Raw genomic sequence first — 15960 nt, forward strand, 5'->3', positions numbered from 1 at the left:
TGTCCGCACATTGGTACCGCGTGCGGGTACCGGGTGGATTGGGGTCGGTTTGTGTGTGGTAAATTGGGGGTTGGGGGTTTCCTGGGCCCGCCCGGGGGGGGGGCGCCCCCCCCCCCCCCCCCCCCGAGCACAGCACGGCACAGCGAGAAGGGCACGGCCTCGTGGCACGGTTTCGGACATGGGTGGGCATCGCGCTGGCAGGGGCACTCTCGGTGTCCCTGGCCGGCTGCAGCAGCACCGGCGGCAAGCGCGCCGAGGACGCCCGCAAGGCCGCGTCGGCCCAGGGCGGGGCGGCGGTCGACACCCCCCGCTGGACCTTCGCGATGATCACCCACTCGGGCGATGGCGACACCTTCTGGGACATCGTCCAGAGCGGCGCCGAGCAGGCCGCGGTCAAGGACAACATCAATTTCCTGTACTCCCACGACGACGAGGCACAGCAGCAGGCCCAGCTCGTGGACGCGGCCGTCGACAAGAAGGTCGACGGCATCGTCGTCACGCTCGCCAAGCCCGACGCGATGAGGTCGGCCCTCGCCCGCGCGCGCAAGGCGGGCATCCCGGTGATCACCGTGAACTCCGGCTCCGAGGAGTCCAGGAGGTTCGGCGCCCTCACCCACGTCGGCCAGGACGAGACGATCGCGGGCGAGGCCGTCGGCGGGGAACTGAACGCGCGGGGCCGCGAGCAGGCCCTCTGTGTGCTCCACGAGCAGGGCAACGTCGGTCACGAGCAGCGCTGCGACGGAGTGGAGAAGACCTTCGACGGCAAGGTCCAGCGGCTCTACGTCAACGGCACCAGCATGCCGGACGTGCAGTCCGCCATCGAGGCCAAGCTCCAGACCGACAAGGCCGTCGACGCCGTGGTCACCCTGGGAGCCCCCTACGCCGACACCGCCGTGAAGGCCAAGCGGGGCGCCGGCAGCAAGGCCGAGATCGACACCTTCGACCTCAACGCCAAGGTGGCAGCCGGACTGGCGGACGGCACCCTCGGCTTCGCCGTCGACCAGCAGCCCTACCTCCAGGGTTACGAGGCCGTGGACCTGCTGTGGCTGTACAAGTACAACGCCGACGTCCTCGGCGGCGGCCGTCCGGTGCTCACCGGACCGCAGATCATCACCAAGGACGACGCCGCCGCGCTGGCCGACTACACGAAGCGCGGCACACGATGAGCGCCACGCAGGCGAAGGGGGCAGACGAAAGGATTCTGCAGACCTCTCCGCTGCGGAGACTCCTGGGCCGCCCCGAGCTGGGTTCCGTCGTCGGCGCGATCGCCGTCTTCGTCTTCTTCGCGCTCCTCGCCGACAGCTTCCTGCGCGCCTCCAGCCTCAGCACGGTGCTCTACGCCGCCTCCACGATCGGCATCATGGCCGTCCCGGTGGCGCTGCTGATGATCGGCGGCGAGTTCGACCTGTCCGCGGGCGTCATGGTCACCTCGTCGGCCCTGGTGTCATCGATGGTCAGTTACCAGACGACCGCCGACGTCTGGGTCGGCGTCGGCGTGTCCCTGCTGGTCACCCTGGCGATCGGCGCCTTCAACGGTTTCATGCTCACCCGCACGAAACTGCCCAGCTTCATCATCACGCTCGGCACCTTCCTCATGCTGACCGGCCTGAACCTGGGCTTCACCAAGCTGATCGACGGCACCGTCTCCACCAAGACGATCGCCGACATGGAGGGCTTCCCCTCCGCCCGGGACGTCTTCGCCTCCACGATCACCGTCGGCGGCGTCGGCTTCAAGGTGACCATCCTGTGGTGGCTCGCCCTGGTCGCCGTCGCCAGCTGGATCCTGCTGCGCACCCGCGCCGGCAACTGGATCTTCGCGGTCGGCGGCAACAAGGACGCCGCCCGCGCGGTCGGCGTCCCGGTCACCAGGACCAAGATCGGCCTCTACATGGGCGTGGGATTCGGCGCCTGGATCTCCGGCCAGCACCTGCTCTTCTCCTACGACGTCGTCCAGTCCGGCGAGGGCGTCGGCAACGAGCTGATCTACATCATCGCGGCCGTCATCGGCGGCTGCCTGATCACCGGCGGCCACGGCAGCGCCGTCGGCTCGGCGGTCGGTGCCTTCATCTTCGGCATGACCAGCAAGGGCATCGTCTTCGCCGAGTGGAACCCCGACTGGTTCAAGTTCTTCCTCGGAGCGATGCTGCTCCTCGCGACCCTGCTCAACGCCTGGGTCCGCAAGCGCGCGGAGGCCACCAAGTGACGCAGACCGCAAGCGGTACGCCGCGCAGCCGTACGGCGCTCGTCGAGCTGTCCGGCGTCAGCAAGAACTACGGCAACGTACGCGCCCTCGAAGGCGTGTCCCTGCAGGTCCACGCCGGCGAGATCACCTGCGTGCTGGGCGACAACGGTGCCGGCAAGTCCACCCTCATCAAGATCATCGCCGGTCTGCACCGGCACGACGGCGGCACCCTCGCCCTCGACGGAGAGGAGACCCGCCTGTCCTCCCCGCGCGAGGCCCTGGACCGCGGCATCGCCACCGTCCACCAGGATCTGGCCGTCGTCCCGCTCATGCCGGTCTGGCGGAACTTCTTCCTGGGTTCCGAGCCGCGCAAGGGCGTCGCACCGTTCAAGCGCATGGACGTCGGCCTCATGCGCCGCACGACCCACGCGGAACTCCTGCGCATGGGCATCGACCTGCGCGACGTCGACCAGCCCATCGGCACCCTCTCCGGGGGCGAGCGCCAGTGCGTGGCGATCGCCCGCGCGGTGCACTTCGGCGCGAAGGTCCTGGTGCTGGACGAACCGACGGCGGCGCTGGGCGTGAAGCAGTCCGGCGTGGTCCTGAAGTATGTGGCGGCGGCACGCGACCAGGGCCTGGGTGTTGTGCTGATCACCCACAACCCGCATCACGCGTACATGGTCGGCGACAGGTTCGTGCTGCTGCAGCGCGGCACCATGGTGGGCAACCACGAGCGCGAGGACATCACGCTGGACGAGCTGACGAGGCAGATGGCAGGCGGAAACGAGCTGGACGATCTACGCCATGAGCTGCAGCGCACGCAGGGACGCGGGGAACCGCGCGAGTAACCACGACCCAGCCGCACCCGGCGACGAACCAAGCCCCCGGCCCCTGTCCCATTCGGCACCCGGCACAGCCGTGCGGCACAATCGCACCCGATGAGCACCTACCGCGACTTCACCGCCCCCATCGGCTCCCGCCGCGCCCCGGTCCTGCGCACCGTGGGCACGCGGGAACGCCGCTCGCACCTCACGGCACCCAGGGTGCCCACGGTCGGCATCGACATCGGCGGCACGAAAGTCATGGCGGGTGTCGTCGACGCCGACGGCAACATCCTGGAGAAGCTCCGCGCGGAGACCCCGGACAAGTCCAAGAGCCCGAAGGTCGTCGAGGACACGATCGTCGAGCTGGTCCTGGACCTCTCCGACCGGCACGACGTGCACGCCGTGGGCATCGGCGCGGCCGGCTGGGTCGACGCCGACCGCAACCGCGTGCTGTTCGCCCCCCACCTGTCCTGGCGCAACGAACCGCTGCGCGACCGCATCGCCGGCCGTCTCGCCGTCCCCGTCCTGGTGGACAACGACGCCAACACCGCCGCCTGGGCCGAGTGGCGCTTCGGCGCCGGCCGCGGTGAGGACCACCTCGTCATGATCACGCTCGGCACCGGCATCGGCGGCGCGATCCTGGAGGACGGCCAGGTCAAGCGCGGCAAGTACGGCGTCGCCGGTGAGTTCGGGCACATGCAGGTCGTCCCCGGGGGCCACCGCTGCCCGTGCGGCAACCGCGGCTGCTGGGAGCAGTACAGCTCCGGGAACGCACTGGTCAGGGAGGCCCGAGAGCTGGCGGCCGCGGACTCGCCGGTGGCGTACGGGATCATCGAGCACGTCAAGGGCAGCATCGGCGACATCACCGGCCCGATGATCACCGAGCTGGCCCGCGACGGCGACGCCATGTGCATCGAGCTGCTCCAGGACATCGGACAGTGGCTCGGCGTCGGCATCGCGAACCTCGCCGCGGCCCTCGACCCGTCCTGCTTCGTGATCGGCGGCGGGGTCAGCGCCGCCGACGACCTGCTGATCGGCCCCGCCCGCGACGCCTTCAAACGCCAGCTCACCGGCCGCGGCTACCGGCCCGAGGCCCGCATCGTCCGCGCCCAGCTCGGTCCCGAGGCCGGCATGGTGGGCGCCGCCGACCTGGCCCGGCTGGTCGCCCGGAGGTTCCGCCGGGCCAAGCGGCGCCGGGTGGAGCGGTACGAGCGCTACGAGCGCTACGCCGAGGCCCGCCGCACGTCCCGGGAGTCGCTGTGACGGAATCGCTGCCCCACCAGGCCGGTCCCCCGGAGGAGACCGGCCTCCCGGCGAAGGACCGTCGGCACGTGATCCGCCGCCGTTCGCTCACCCTGCTGATCATCGTGCTGCTCATCGGCGTCCCGGCCGGCTACCTGGTCGTCTCCGCCAACCAGAGCCGTGACAGCGGCAGGGACAAGGAGGCGAAGTACGCGGCGACCGGCATGACCGAGGGCTGGCCGTCCAAGCTGCAGCGCCGCATCTACGAGGTGCCCGTCCCGGTCCCGGCCGAAGAGGTCGCGTACTACGAGACGAACAACTGGAAGACCAGCCGGCTCTACGTCCAGTTCGAGACCACCGGTGCCGGTCTCGACGTCTTCCTGGCGGGGCTGGGCGTGGACCGGGACGCGCTGAAGAAGGACAAGATCGCGATCAGCGACCGCGCCCAGCGGGTCACCGGCTGGGAGTTCGCCGGCTCCGGATCCTGGTGGGGCGTCGTCAACGAGCAGCGGGACCCGGCGCCGACGCAGGACGTCGTCGTGAACATGGACAACCCGGACTACCCGATGGTGTACGTCGTCTCGCACACGGTTCCGTAGGACCTGGCGCGTCCGGTCCTGGCCTGTCCGGTTGTGTCCAGCCGGTTCTGTCCCGACCCGGGAGGCCGTCGGAGCCGATTGTCAGACCCCGCCCGTAAAGTCGAAGACATCTGATACGGCAGACGGGCGGGGAGGTGACAGGACGTATGGGCGACATGGTCGTGGCGGGCGTGGCGGACAAGGTGGACGCGGTGGACGCCGTGGCTGCCGGGCGGGCGGGGGAGCGGGGAGAGCCCGGGGGGACGAGGCGGTCAGATGGGGCGCCTGCGCCCGTCCCCGTCCGGCTCGCGGCCATCTTCCTGCCCGCGCCCCTCCCGCGTGAGGGACGGATCGTCTTCTGGGACCCGGACGGCGGCCCCGTCACCTCCGCTCTGTCCGCACACGGGACCGACGCCACCACCGGAGTGCCTGCCGGGGACGGAGACCGACCGGCCGGCCTCAGGGAACTGACAGTCGTGCGGCGGCACGGCGCCGGGGTGCGGCGCAGGACGACGCCCGCGCTGTCGTTGCCGCTCGTCGAGGCGCTGCCTCTCCTGGTGGGCGCCCGGCACGACCCGGCCGCCCACCCGGCCACCGCCTGCTGGGGCGCGGCGGCCCAGCACGCCCTGCGGCTCACCGCGCGCGGCCGGCTGCTGCCCGGCCTGACCGCGACCGGGCACGACGCCTGGCGGGCGGGCCCCCTCGATGCCGAGGACATCGCGCACCTGCGGGCCGTGGCCGCCGCCCTGCCCCCGGAGGGCCACGCGGTGCCGCTCGACGGCCCCGGCCCGATCCGGTTGCCCGAGCCGGAAGCCCTGATCCGGGCCTTCCTGGACGCGGTCGCCGATACCCTGCCCCGCACTCCGGCCGCGCCCCACGCCTCGGGCCGGCCGTTCGCCGCACGGGAGGCCCAGCGCCTGCCCGACGCCCACGACTGGGCCGCCGAGGTCGCCGCCGGCATGGACGCGGGCCTGCGGATTTCGCTCCGCCTCGACCTGTCGGCGTACGACCTGTTCGACCGGGACGGGGACGCGGCCGCGGACGGAGGAGCCGGGGGCAGCGTCGGCGTACGCAGCGCGGGTGCGGCGATCGTCCAGGTGCACAGCCTCGCGGACCCCACCCTCGTGGCCGACGCGGCGGACCTGTGGTCGGGGGCGGCCGACGCGGCCTTCGGCGCCCGCGCACGGGTGGACACCGCGCTGGCGGTGCGGCGCGCGGCGCGGGTCTGGCCGCCGCTCGACCGGCTCACCGAGCAGGACGTGCCCGACGTACTCGGCCTGTCAGAGGAGGAGGTCACCGACCTGCTGGGCGTGGCGGCCGGCCGGCTCGCCGCCGCCGGGGTCGCCGTGCACTGGCCCCGCGACCTGGCGCAGGACCTCACGGCGACCGCGGTGGTCAGGACCGCGCCCGGCTCCGCGACCGACGGCACGGGCTTCTTCGAGAGCGAAGACCTCCTCCAGTTCCGCTGGCAACTGGCGATCGGCGGCGACCCGCTCACCGAGGCCGAGATGGACATGCTCGCGGAGGCCCACCGCCCGGTCGTCCGGCTCCGCGACCGATGGGTGCTGGTCGACCCGGCGCTCGTCCGCAGGGCACGCAAGCGCGACCTGGGTCTGCTCGACCCGGTCGACGCACTCTCCGTCGCCCTCTCCGGCAGCGCGGAGGCCGACGGCGAGACGGTCGACGTGCTGCCCGTCGGCGCGCTGGCCGCCCTGCGCGACCGGCTCACGGCGGGCGTACAACCCGCCGAACCGCCGCCCGGCCTGCACGCCACCCTCCGCGACTACCAGCTGCGCGGCCTGGCCTGGCTCGACCTCATGACCTCACTCGGTCTCGGCGGCTGCCTCGCCGACGACATGGGCCTCGGCAAGACCGTCACCGTCATCGCCCTGCACCTCGCACGGGCCCGCACCGAACCGACCCTGGTGGTCTGCCCGGCCTCCCTGCTGGGCAACTGGCAGCGGGAGATCAACCGGTTCGCGCCCGGCGTCCCGGTCCGCCGCTTCCACGGCCCCGACCGCACCCTCGACGACCTGACCGGCGGCTTCGTCCTCACCACCTACGGCACGATGCGATCCGCCGCCACGACACTGGCCGAGCGGGACTGGGGCATGGTCGTCGCGGACGAGGCCCAGCACGTGAAGAACCCGTACTCGGCGACGGCGAAGGCCCTGCGCACGATCCCGTCCCCGGCACGCGTGGCCCTGACCGGCACTCCCGTGGAGAACAACCTCTCCGAGCTGTGGGCGCTGCTCGACTGGACCACCCCCGGGCTCCTCGGTCCCCTGAAGTCCTTCCGCGCCCGGCACGCACGCGCGGTGGAGAACGGCGAGGACGAGCAGGCGGTGGAGCGCCTCGCGCGGCTTCTTCGCCCCTTCCTGCTGCGCCGCAGGAAGTCCGACCCGGGCATCGTCCCCGAGCTGCCCCCGAAGACCGAGACGGACCACCCCGTCCCGCTCACCCGCGAACAGGCGGCGCTGTACGAGGCGGTGGTACGCGAGTCGATGCTCGCCATCGAGACGGCCGAGGGCATGGGCCGCCGGGGCCTGGTCCTCAAGCTCCTGACCTCGCTGAAGCAGATCTGCGACCACCCCGCCCTGTTCCTCAGGGAGGAGCACCCGCCGGGCGGGGCCGACCGGATGACCGCCCGCTCGGGCAAACTCGCCCTGCTGGACGAGCTGCTGGACACGGTGCTCGCGGAAGACGGCTCGGCGATCGTCTTCACGCAGTACGTCGGCATGGCCCGCCTCATCACCTCGCACCTGGCCGACCGCGCGGTCCCGGTCGACCTGCTGCACGGCGGTACGCCGGTGCCGGAGCGGGAGCGCATGGTGGACCGCTTCCAGAGCGGGGCGACCCCCGTCCTCGTCCTGTCCCTGAAGGCCGCCGGCACCGGCCTGAACCTGACCCGCGCCGGCCACGTCGTGCACTTCGACCGCTGGTGGAACCCGGCCGTGGAGGAACAGGCCACCGACCGCGCCTACCGCATCGGCCAGACCCAGCCGGTCCAGGTCCACCGGCTCATCACCGAGGGTACGGTCGAGGACCGCATCGCCGAGATGCTCCAGGCCAAGCGTGCCCTCGCCGACGCGATCCTCGGTTCCGGAGAGTCGGCCCTCACCGAGCTGACGGCCCGTGAACTGTCCGACCTCGTCTCCCTGCGGAGGCCGTCATGACCCCGAGGCCCGCCGACGAGGCCCGCCGCGCCCTGCGGGAGGCACGTGAGCGCGGCGAGGGGGCGCCCGACCGCGCCGCCGATGCCACTGCGGACGCGAACGCGGACGTGTGCGCGGACGCGGACACGGATACGGACGCCGTCTCCGCCGAGCCGGCGCAGGGTCAGTGGCGGGTGCCGGCGCACGACCTGGACCGAAAAGCCGGTGAGCACAGCGAGCCGCGCCCCGGGGACATCGCACGTGCGGCGCTCCGCGGCGCGCGGACCGCACGGCGTGCGGGGACGGACGGCGGCGCAGGCAGCGCGGCAGGGCGAGGTGAAGCCCCGGGAATGGAAGAGGGGGCATCCCGGCCCGAAGAGGCGGCTGCCCCCGCCGGGCCGGCTGCCCCCGCCGGGCCGGCTGCCCCCGCCGGGCCGGCTGCCCCTGCCGGGCCGGCTGCCTCGGCCGGGCCGGCTGCCCCCGCCGGACCGATTGCCCCCGCCGGGACGGCTGCCCCGGCCGAGACGACAGTCTCCGGCGAGGCGGACCGATTCGGCCACGCGGCGGACGGCCCCGGCGCGGCGGACGGGGGCGACAGCCGACCGGCGGATGTGGCGCGGGAGGCGTTGCGGGCGGCCCGTCGGCAGGCGAAGGCGGACACCGCGGCGGGGGCCGCGGTGACGGCACGGAGGCCCTCCAGCCCGGCCGTTCGTCAGCGGCCGGGCGGCGGTTCGGGCGCCGCCGACGCCCGCGCCCGTGCCGTAAGGGACTTCGTCGCGGACGCGTTCCGCCTGCCCCCGGAGGCCGACCAGGCCGCGGAGGCCGAGGCTCCGGTACCGGGAGCGCCGACCGATGCGTCCTCCGCCGAGAGCCGGGTGGCACGGCATCCGGAGCCGCATCCGAAGCCGGAGCCGCGTCTGGAGCCGGAGCCGCGTCTGGAGCCGGAGCCGCGTCCGGAGCCCGGACCGTCTCTGGAGCCGCGTCCGGAGCCGCGGCCGCGTCTGACGTCGCGTCCGGAGCCGGACCCGTCGCCCGGCTCGGGCACGGCCGCCGGAACCACCGCCGACTCCCCGCGCGCCGCGCACACGGTGGGCGTCGAAGGTCCGGTGTCCGGCGCCGAGCGGTGGCCCTCGCCCATGTCGCCGCACCAGCCATCGTCTCCCCACCAGTCGGCCCCACGACCGGAGAGACCGGAGAGCCCACGACCGCCGAGCCCACGCCAGCCGGCCTCACCCCCGGCGGCCCGCGACCGGGCCCCCTCCGCACCGCCCGCGACACCCCGCGCCCCCCGCTCGATGGCGGCCCCGGACCGGGACGGGGAGCTCCGGCGCACCTTCCCCGCGCTTCCGCCCCGGACGGCCGAGGACGAGGGCTTCGCCGGAACCTGGTGGGGAAACGCGTGGGTGACCGCGCTGGAGAAGGGCGCCCTGGACGCCGCGCGGCTGGAGCGCGGGCGCGGGTACGCCGAGCGGGGCCACGTCGACGCCATCACCGTGACGCCCGGCTTGGTCCTCGCCTACGTGCAGGGCAGCCGCGCCCGGCCGTACCGCGTCCAGGTACGGCTGCGGACGCTGGACGACGCCGACTGGGAGCGGTTCCTGGACGCGGCCGTCGAACGCCCCGGGCACATCGCCGCCCTTCTCGACAAGGAGCTGCCGCACTCCCTGGCCGACCTGGCCGACCGCGGCGTCCCGCTGCTCCCCGGCCCCGGCGACCTCGCCCCGCAGTGCAGCTGCCCCGACTCCGGGCACCCCTGCAAGCACGCCGCCGCCCTGTGCTACCAGACGGCACGTCTGCTCGACGCCGACCCCTTCGTCCTGCTGCTGCTGCGCGGTCGTGGCGAACGCGAGTTGCTCGACGCCCTGTCCCGGCTGAACGCCGCCCGCGCGGCTCGCGCGGCGCAGGACCGCGGACCCGCACCCCTGCCCGGCGTCCGCGCGGGAGAAGCCCTGTCCCGCCGGACCCTGCCACCCCTCCCCGCGCCGCTGCCCACGCCGCCGCACCCCGAACAGCCACCGGCCTACCCGGCCGCGCCGGGCGGTCCCGACCCCTTCGCGCTGGACCAGTTGGCCACCGAAGCGGCCGCCAGGGCCCACGCCCTGCTCACCACCGGGCGTGACCCGGTCGGCGGACTGACCCTGTGGCAGGACGCCGTCCGCCTCGCCGCGGCACGCCCCGGCTCCGGCCTCACCGCCGGCACCCGCGCGCTCTACGCGTCCCTCGCCTCGGCCGCCGGCCGCGACCCGGCGGAGCTGGCGCGTGCCGTGGCCGCCTGGCGGCAGGGCGGGCCGGAGGGTCTCGACGTCCTGGAGGACACCTGGGACCCACCGGCCGGCCGCTTCGACCGCGCCCGCCCCCTGCTGCTCGCCGCCGACCTCCCCGCCTTCCGCCCCTGGCGCAACCGCCTCACCCACCCCCGGGGCCACGCCCAGCTGAGGCTCGGCCGAGCAGGTCTCTGGTACGCCTACGAGTCGGAGCCCGACCGCGAGGACTGGTGGCCGCGCGGTACCCCCGACCTCGACCCGGTCGGCGCGCTCACCGGTCTGGGCGGACCCGGCGACGTCTGACCGCGGGGGCGTGGCAGACGCGGTGCCCTGGCACGTCGTCCTCGGCGATCGCGGATCAGGAGCGCGGCCCGTACCCGGGCGGCGAGGGCCTGACAGCCGTCGTCCCGGTGAAACCGGCGACCCGAACGGACCGTCTGACAAGACGCTCGGGGATCACCGGCCCCACCGACTACCGACTACCGACTACCGACTACCGACTACGGACCGAAGACCGCCCGTGCCGGCGTCCTGAGCGGGTGGCGGCGGGGCCGGGTCGTCCACAGTGCCCCGGGTGGTCCGCGGCCGGTGAGGGACGAGCGGGTCGCCGCGGTGGTGACACGGACACCGGAGAGCAGGCCGAAGAACGCAACTCGGGGGAAGCGTCGCGGGAGCGCCCGCGTGAGCAGCCCTACCGCCGCACGAAGGCACCCCTCGGTGCGAGATACTCTCCCGATGAGGCCACGCACTTCCCCGATCGGCCTGCCGATCACGATACGGAGGGCCGTCGCGCGGGACGCCAAACGGCTCACGCGGCTCGTGCGTGGCTCGGGCGCCTACGAGGGTAAGTACGCAGCCGCGGTCGCGGGCTACCGGGTGGGTCCCGACTACATCGAGGCCCACCGCGTCTTCGTGGCCGTCGGCGCCGACGAGCAAGGGGGCCGGGTTCTCGGGTTCTACTCGCTCGTCCTCGCTCCACCGGAGCTCGACCTGCTGTTCGTCGCCGACGAAGTGCAGGGACGGGGTATTGGTCGGCTGCTCGTCGCGCACATGCGGCGCGAGGCCCGTGCCGCCGGGCTCGACCGTGTCAAGGTCGTGTCGCACCGTCCCGCCGAGGACTTCTACCACCGCGTCGGCGCGGTGCGGACCGGGACAGCGTTCGCGGACCCGCCGGCCGTGCCGTGGGACCGTCCGGAATTCGAGTTCCGCATTCCTCCGGGATGACGCGGTGCGGCGGTCGGCGGTGCACCGGTGTCCGGCTTGCGGGAGCCGAGGAGTGGCACGGACTCTCGTACGCCCCGCGGGCACCGCCGCGAACTTCGCGGACGCCGAGCGGTGCGTGAACGAACGGACACCCGACGCAAGCGGACGAAGCCCACCGGGCGGCGGGCCCGGGACTCCGACTCCGGTCAGGCGATCGGATGGCATCGCGCGATGACCGAGCCGACATGCCGGAGTCCGTCGTCGGTACTCACCTCCGGAGCAGCACCGTCCTGGAACAGAACGATGATGTCGGAGCCCCCGAACTGGAAATAGCCGAACTCCTCGCCTTTGGTCACGTGGGTGCCCGCGACCGTGGTGAGATTCACCGACGCGACGTGGGCCATGCCCACCGGGACGACTGCGACGATGCCCAGGTCACCGTGGTCCGATCCCGAGGTGTCAAGGGTGAGGACGCCCCTGGTCTGGGAGAACTCGTAACCGCTCTGGGCGCTGTCCTTGGAGACGAGCTCGTGGTCCTCGAGGTCGACCTGCAGAAAGACCTTCCCGCTGGTCACGTACGACTCCTTGACCAACCCGGAGACCGGTACGTGGTAGCGGTGGTAGGCCGAGGGCGGCAGCATGTAGTGGGCGAAGGTGCCGTTGGCGAAGGCGTCGGCGTATTGGCTGCCCTCGATGAGCTGCCGGATGTTGCCGTAGTGGTGCGTCTCCTTGACCGTGACGCGTGGGACGTTGGACGACTCGTCGATGCCGTAGGAATGCCGGAATCTGCAGTCGGCCGGCGAGGTCACGACCATGTTGTTCGCGGGCTCGCACACGGGCCGCAGACCGGGGTTGAGCTCCCGGGCGAAGAACTGGTTGAAGGTCAACCAGCCGCTGGGCGTGTTCGGACGGCCGTCCACCAGAGATTCGTCGACGTTGTATTCGGGCGCGTCTCGGATGAACGAGTCCAGAATCTCCGGGCTGAAGGACTCCGTGGTGTCCAGGAAGCTGCCCCATTGGCGGGCGAACGTGGTGAGCCACTCTCGGAACGAGTCCGAGTTCTCGGCGATGGAGGTCCGGCCGTCGTCCACCTTCTGGTCGATCAGCCAGAAGAAGTGGGCCAGGCGGTCGCTGACCTCTCTGGCGTACCGTTGCTCCGGAGCCGTCTTCTTCCACGCCGCCGCGTCGGACTGGCGCGGCACCCACCGGATGAAGCGCTTGAGATAGGCGTAGTAGTCCGGGAGGGACTGCGGCCAGTCGAGCGCGTCGAGCAGCTCCGTGTTCAGCTCGGCCTCGGCGACTTCTCTGGCTTTCCGCAAGGACCTCTCGATCAATGTCCCGAGGTCGCGGTCCTCACGGTCGATGGTCGCTTGCAGAGCGTGGACGACATGGTCGGGCCCTTTCATGGGGCACCCTCCTCGGCGGTAGCTCGGACGGCAGCGGCTTCTCCGGCCTCTGCGTATCGACTGCCCGGACCATCACGCCTCAGGCGCGGCCGACGGTCGGCCGAGGCGCCTGGCAGTGGGTGCCACCGAGGCGAACTCGCTGGTGGCACCGCGCAACCGTCCGCGTGGCCGAAGGCGAGCGGCTTCTCCGGTGAACTGGGCGGGTCGCTTCGGCCCGGCCCCTCGTCATCTCCATGGTCAGCCGACCCGGGCGACTTCGCCACCTACGACGCCCGGCGGAGGCCCGGCTCGGCTACCTGCCGCTGTCGTCTCCGCATACCGGTGGGCGTCGGCGCCCGGCACACGGTCGGTGTCCTGGAAGCGGTCTGTCTCGACACGACCGCGGGCCGGCCCGGGGTCGTGTTGCCGGGCTGTCGCTCAGGCGTCGATGATGACGGGGATGACGAGGGGTTTGCGGCGGTGGGTGCGGAATGCCCAGTTGGCGACGGTGCGGGCGATGAGCTGTTCGAGTTGGCGTGCGTCTCCGACGCCTTCCTGGGCGGCGGTGGCCAGGGTTTTCTCGATGAGGGGGGTGACGGGTTCGAAGGTGGTGTCGTCGTGGACGAAGCCGCGGGCGAGGAAGTCGGGTGCTTCGGTCAGGGCGCCGGTGTCGGCGTCCACGAGGGCGACGACGGTGACGACGCCTTCTTCGGCGAGGGTGAGGCGGTCCTTGAGGGAGGCTTCGGTGGCGCCGCCGACTTCCGTGCCGTCGACGTAGACGTTGCCGGCGGGTACTTTGCCGGTGATGGTGGCGCGGCCGTCGACGAGGTCGACGACGACGCCGTCCTCGGCGATGACGACGCGGTCGGGGTCGACGCCGGTGCGGATGGCGAGGTCGGCGTTGGCGCGCAGGTGGCGCCATTCGCCGTGCACGGGCATGACGTTGCGGGGTTTGACGATGTTGTAGCAGTAGACGAGTTCGCCGGCGCTGGCGTGGCCGGAGACGTGTACTTTGGCGTTGCCCTTGTGGACGACGTGGGCGCCCCATCGGGTGAGGCCGTTGATGACGCGGTAGATGGCGTTCTCGTTGCCGGGGATGAGGGAGCTGGCGAGCAGGACCGTGTCTCCCTTGCCGACGCGGATCATGTGGTCGCGGTTGGCCATCCGTGACAGTGCGGCCATGGGTTCGCCCTGGGAGCCGGTGCAGACCAGGGTGATCTTGTGGTCCGGGAGCTTTTCCAGTTCCTTGGTGCTGACGACCAGACCGGACGGGACCTTGAGGTAGCCCAGTTCGCGGGCGATGCCCATGTTGCGGACCATGGACCGGCCGACGAAGGCGACCTTGCGGCCGTGCTGGTGGGCGGCGTCCAGGACTTGCTGGATGCGGTGTACGTGGCTGGCGAAGCTGGAGACGATGACTCGTCTGGGTGCGGTGCGCATCACCTGTTCGATCGCGGGGTTCAGTTCGCGTTCGGAGGTGGTGAAGCCGGGGACTTCGGCGTTGGTGGAGTCGGTGAGGAAGAGGTCGACGCCCTCCTCGCCGAGGCGGGCGAAGGCGCGCAGGTCGGTGATGCGGTCGTCGAGGGGGAACTGGTCCATTTTGAAGTCGCCGGTGTGCAGGACCATGCCGGCGCCCGTCCGCAGGGCGAGGGCGAGTCCGTCGGGGATGGAGTGGTTGACGGCGACGAATTCGCAGTCGAAGGGGCCGAAGCGGCGCCGGTCGCCTTCCCGTACCCGTACCGTGCGGGGCCGGATGCCGTGTTCCTTGAGTTTGGCCTCGATGAAGGCGAGGGTGAGCTTGGAGCCGACGACGGGGATGTCGCGCCGTTCGCGCAGCAGGTAGGGCACGCCGCCGATGTGGTCCTCGTGGCCGTGGGTGAGGACGATGGCCACGACGTCGTCGAGGCGGTCCCGGATCGAGGTGAAGTCCGGGAGGATCACGTCCACGCCGGGCTGGTTCTCCTCGGGGAACAGCACGCCGCAGTCCACGACGAGCAGCTTGCCGGCGTACTCGAACACGGTCATGTTGCGGCCGATCTCACCCAGGCCGCCCAGGGCGATGACCCGCAGCCCTCCTTCCGGAAGGGGCGGGGCGGCTTTCAGATCTGGATGCGGATGACTCATACCCTGACGGTACCCGGAGAGCGGAACGAGATGATCCATCGCCTGTGCGGATCTCTCCCTCCGACGCAGCACGGCGCCCGCGGCGGCTGCCGGCCTGCATGGCTGCCAGAACTCCGCGCGCGGCCGCGGACCGTCATGACGACACTGCCGGAGACGGCGGCCGCCCGCCTGCCACGCGTGCCGCAAGGGCACCGGCTGTGGCGGGGCAGTGGCGGGGCAGTGGCGTCCAGGCTCCGGCCTCCCGTGGGCCGAGCCGGTCGCGGTGCCGGATTTCGCCGCGCCGTCGGGAGAAGCCGGCCGCGAATCCGTAGCCCGGGTCGGCCGCGCACGGCTGGGTGGAGGACCAGGTATGGACCGCGGCGAGGGTGGCCACGCTGGTCGGCAGGGTGTTCGACGTCTCCTGCGGCGCCTCAGGGGCGACCCGGCTCATGCACCGGGCTCGGCTCCGGCTTGGTCGTCACTCGTCGAGCATGGTGGCCGCGAGTGTGTCGGGGAGCAGGCGGGCGAGTTCGAGGGCGGGGTTCGTTTCGGCGGCGAGAAGCAGCAGCCGCAGCGGCTGGGGTGCGAGATTGCTCACGGTCGTCTTGCGCGGCGGGCTCTCCTGCGACGGTTGTTCGAAAAGGAGGTGGAGGCCGGCGACGTCCATGAAGCGGGCGTCACGCAGGTCCCAGACCAGCTCGGTCACTTCCGGCGGCAGCCCGGCAGCCGCGCTGCGCAGCGTGGGCAAGGTGTTGTAGTCGATCTCTCCGTGCACGGTGATGTGTGCGGCGGTGGCGTCGATACGCATGGTGAAGTACATGGTGGGCACGCCCCCCTTCACGGGGGTGGGGAGCCCAAAGGCGAAGCGCCCGTTGCGAGGGAGCGAGCCGACGATGGCGGGAGCTGGATGCCCTGAAAGGGGGCAATGTCCAGAACCCAAAGACGGGCACGCTCGGTGTCCGTCGGTCTCGTGTCCACCCATCGTCGCACAGCGATACCCGCATGACCTCATGTGCGGCGGCTT

The 15960-nt window shown here is 72.2% G+C and carries 11 protein-coding genes and 1 pseudogene; 9 read left to right on the plus strand and 3 right to left on the minus strand.

The genetic code is table 11. From position 1 onward, the window contains the following. Positions 1-161 precede the first annotated feature (161 nt). The 8 genes from ACGFYH_RS26185 (at position 162) to ACGFYH_RS26220 (ending at position 11469) form a co-directional block, all read left to right on the plus strand. Positions 162-1166 carry a sugar ABC transporter substrate-binding protein gene (locus tag ACGFYH_RS26185; RefSeq protein ID WP_393805616.1) on the plus strand — a complete coding sequence of 335 codons (1005 nt, stop codon included), beginning with the start codon at positions 162-164 and terminating at the stop codon, positions 1164-1166. After that, a complete protein-coding gene (locus ACGFYH_RS26190; RefSeq protein WP_393805617.1) occupies positions 1163-2203 on the plus strand; it encodes an ABC transporter permease in 1041 nt (346 codons plus the stop codon). Before ACGFYH_RS26185 ends, ACGFYH_RS26190 begins: the two co-directional genes overlap by 4 nt. After that, the gene (locus tag ACGFYH_RS26195; RefSeq protein WP_393805618.1) at positions 2200-3030 is read left to right on the plus strand and encodes an ATP-binding cassette domain-containing protein; all 831 of its coding nucleotides are present in this window, start codon (positions 2200-2202) and stop codon (positions 3028-3030) included. The genes ACGFYH_RS26190 and ACGFYH_RS26195 overlap by 4 nt, the downstream gene beginning before the upstream one ends. Positions 3031-3120: 90 nt before the next feature. After that, positions 3121-4269: an ROK family glucokinase gene (locus ACGFYH_RS26200; RefSeq protein WP_393805619.1), complete on the plus strand. Its 1149-nt coding sequence runs from the start codon at positions 3121-3123 to the stop codon at positions 4267-4269. Beyond that, positions 4266-4847, plus strand: coding sequence for a sugar kinase (locus ACGFYH_RS26205; RefSeq protein ID WP_393805620.1), 582 nt, complete (start codon positions 4266-4268; stop codon positions 4845-4847). The genes ACGFYH_RS26200 and ACGFYH_RS26205 overlap by 4 nt, the downstream gene beginning before the upstream one ends. A 146-nt stretch (positions 4848-4993) precedes the next feature. After that, positions 4994-8002: an SNF2-related protein gene (locus ACGFYH_RS26210; protein WP_393805621.1), complete on the plus strand. Its 3009-nt coding sequence runs from the start codon at positions 4994-4996 to the stop codon at positions 8000-8002. A 329-nt stretch (positions 8003-8331) separates the two neighbouring features. Further along, positions 8332-10548: an SWIM zinc finger family protein gene (locus tag ACGFYH_RS26215; protein ID WP_393805672.1), complete on the plus strand. Its 2217-nt coding sequence runs from the start codon at positions 8332-8334 to the stop codon at positions 10546-10548. A gap of 432 nt (positions 10549-10980) precedes the next feature. Further along, the gene (locus ACGFYH_RS26220) at positions 10981-11469 is read left to right on the plus strand and encodes a GNAT family N-acetyltransferase (RefSeq protein ID WP_393805622.1); all 489 of its coding nucleotides are present in this window, start codon (positions 10981-10983) and stop codon (positions 11467-11469) included. A gap of 185 nt (positions 11470-11654) precedes the next feature. Here ACGFYH_RS26220 and ACGFYH_RS26225 read toward each other — a convergent pair whose 3' ends face one another. Both ACGFYH_RS26225 and ACGFYH_RS26230 read right to left on the minus strand, forming a co-directional pair. Continuing rightward, entirely contained in the window at positions 11655-12854 is a 1200-nt protein-coding gene (locus ACGFYH_RS26225) for a phosphatidylserine decarboxylase (RefSeq protein ID WP_393805623.1), read from the minus strand. Between the two features lie 417 nt (positions 12855-13271). Next, complete coding sequence (locus ACGFYH_RS26230) at positions 13272-14957, minus strand: ribonuclease J (protein ID WP_393805624.1); 1686 nt, start codon at positions 14955-14957, stop codon at positions 13272-13274. A 335-nt stretch (positions 14958-15292) separates the two neighbouring features. Between ACGFYH_RS26230 and ACGFYH_RS26235 the strand changes: the two are divergent. After that, positions 15293-15394: pseudogene (locus ACGFYH_RS26235) on the plus strand (winged helix-turn-helix domain-containing protein); the annotation flags it as partial. 20 nt (positions 15395-15414) lie between these two features. On the opposite strand, the gene ACGFYH_RS26240 reads toward ACGFYH_RS26235, so the two are convergent. Continuing rightward, a complete protein-coding gene (locus tag ACGFYH_RS26240; RefSeq protein WP_393805673.1) occupies positions 15415-15756 on the minus strand; it encodes an STAS domain-containing protein in 342 nt (113 codons plus the stop codon). Between the last annotated feature and the right edge of the window lie 204 nt (positions 15757-15960).

Origin of the sequence: Streptomyces sp. NPDC048392 (genome assembly GCF_043200575.1) — a bacterium.
Classification (GTDB): Bacteria; Actinomycetota; Actinomycetes; order Streptomycetales; family Streptomycetaceae; genus Streptomyces.

Coding starts and splice junctions, on each gene's coding strand:
- ACGFYH_RS26230 (WP_393805624.1), bottom strand. CDS start 14,957: ATGAGTCATCCGCATCCAGATCTGAAAGCCGCCCCGCCCCTTCCGGAA.
- ACGFYH_RS26210 (WP_393805621.1), top strand. CDS start 4,994: ATGGGCGACATGGTCGTGGCGGGCGTGGCGGACAAGGTGGACGCGGTG.
- ACGFYH_RS26200 (WP_393805619.1), top strand. CDS start 3,121: ATGAGCACCTACCGCGACTTCACCGCCCCCATCGGCTCCCGCCGCGCC.
- ACGFYH_RS26215 (WP_393805672.1), top strand. CDS start 8,332: ATGGAAGAGGGGGCATCCCGGCCCGAAGAGGCGGCTGCCCCCGCCGGG.
- ACGFYH_RS26190 (WP_393805617.1), top strand. CDS start 1,163: ATGAGCGCCACGCAGGCGAAGGGGGCAGACGAAAGGATTCTGCAGACC.
- ACGFYH_RS26220 (WP_393805622.1), top strand. CDS start 10,981: ATGAGGCCACGCACTTCCCCGATCGGCCTGCCGATCACGATACGGAGG.
- ACGFYH_RS26240 (WP_393805673.1), bottom strand. CDS start 15,756: ATGTACTTCACCATGCGTATCGACGCCACCGCCGCACACATCACCGTG.
- ACGFYH_RS26225 (WP_393805623.1), bottom strand. CDS start 12,854: ATGAAAGGGCCCGACCATGTCGTCCACGCTCTGCAAGCGACCATCGAC.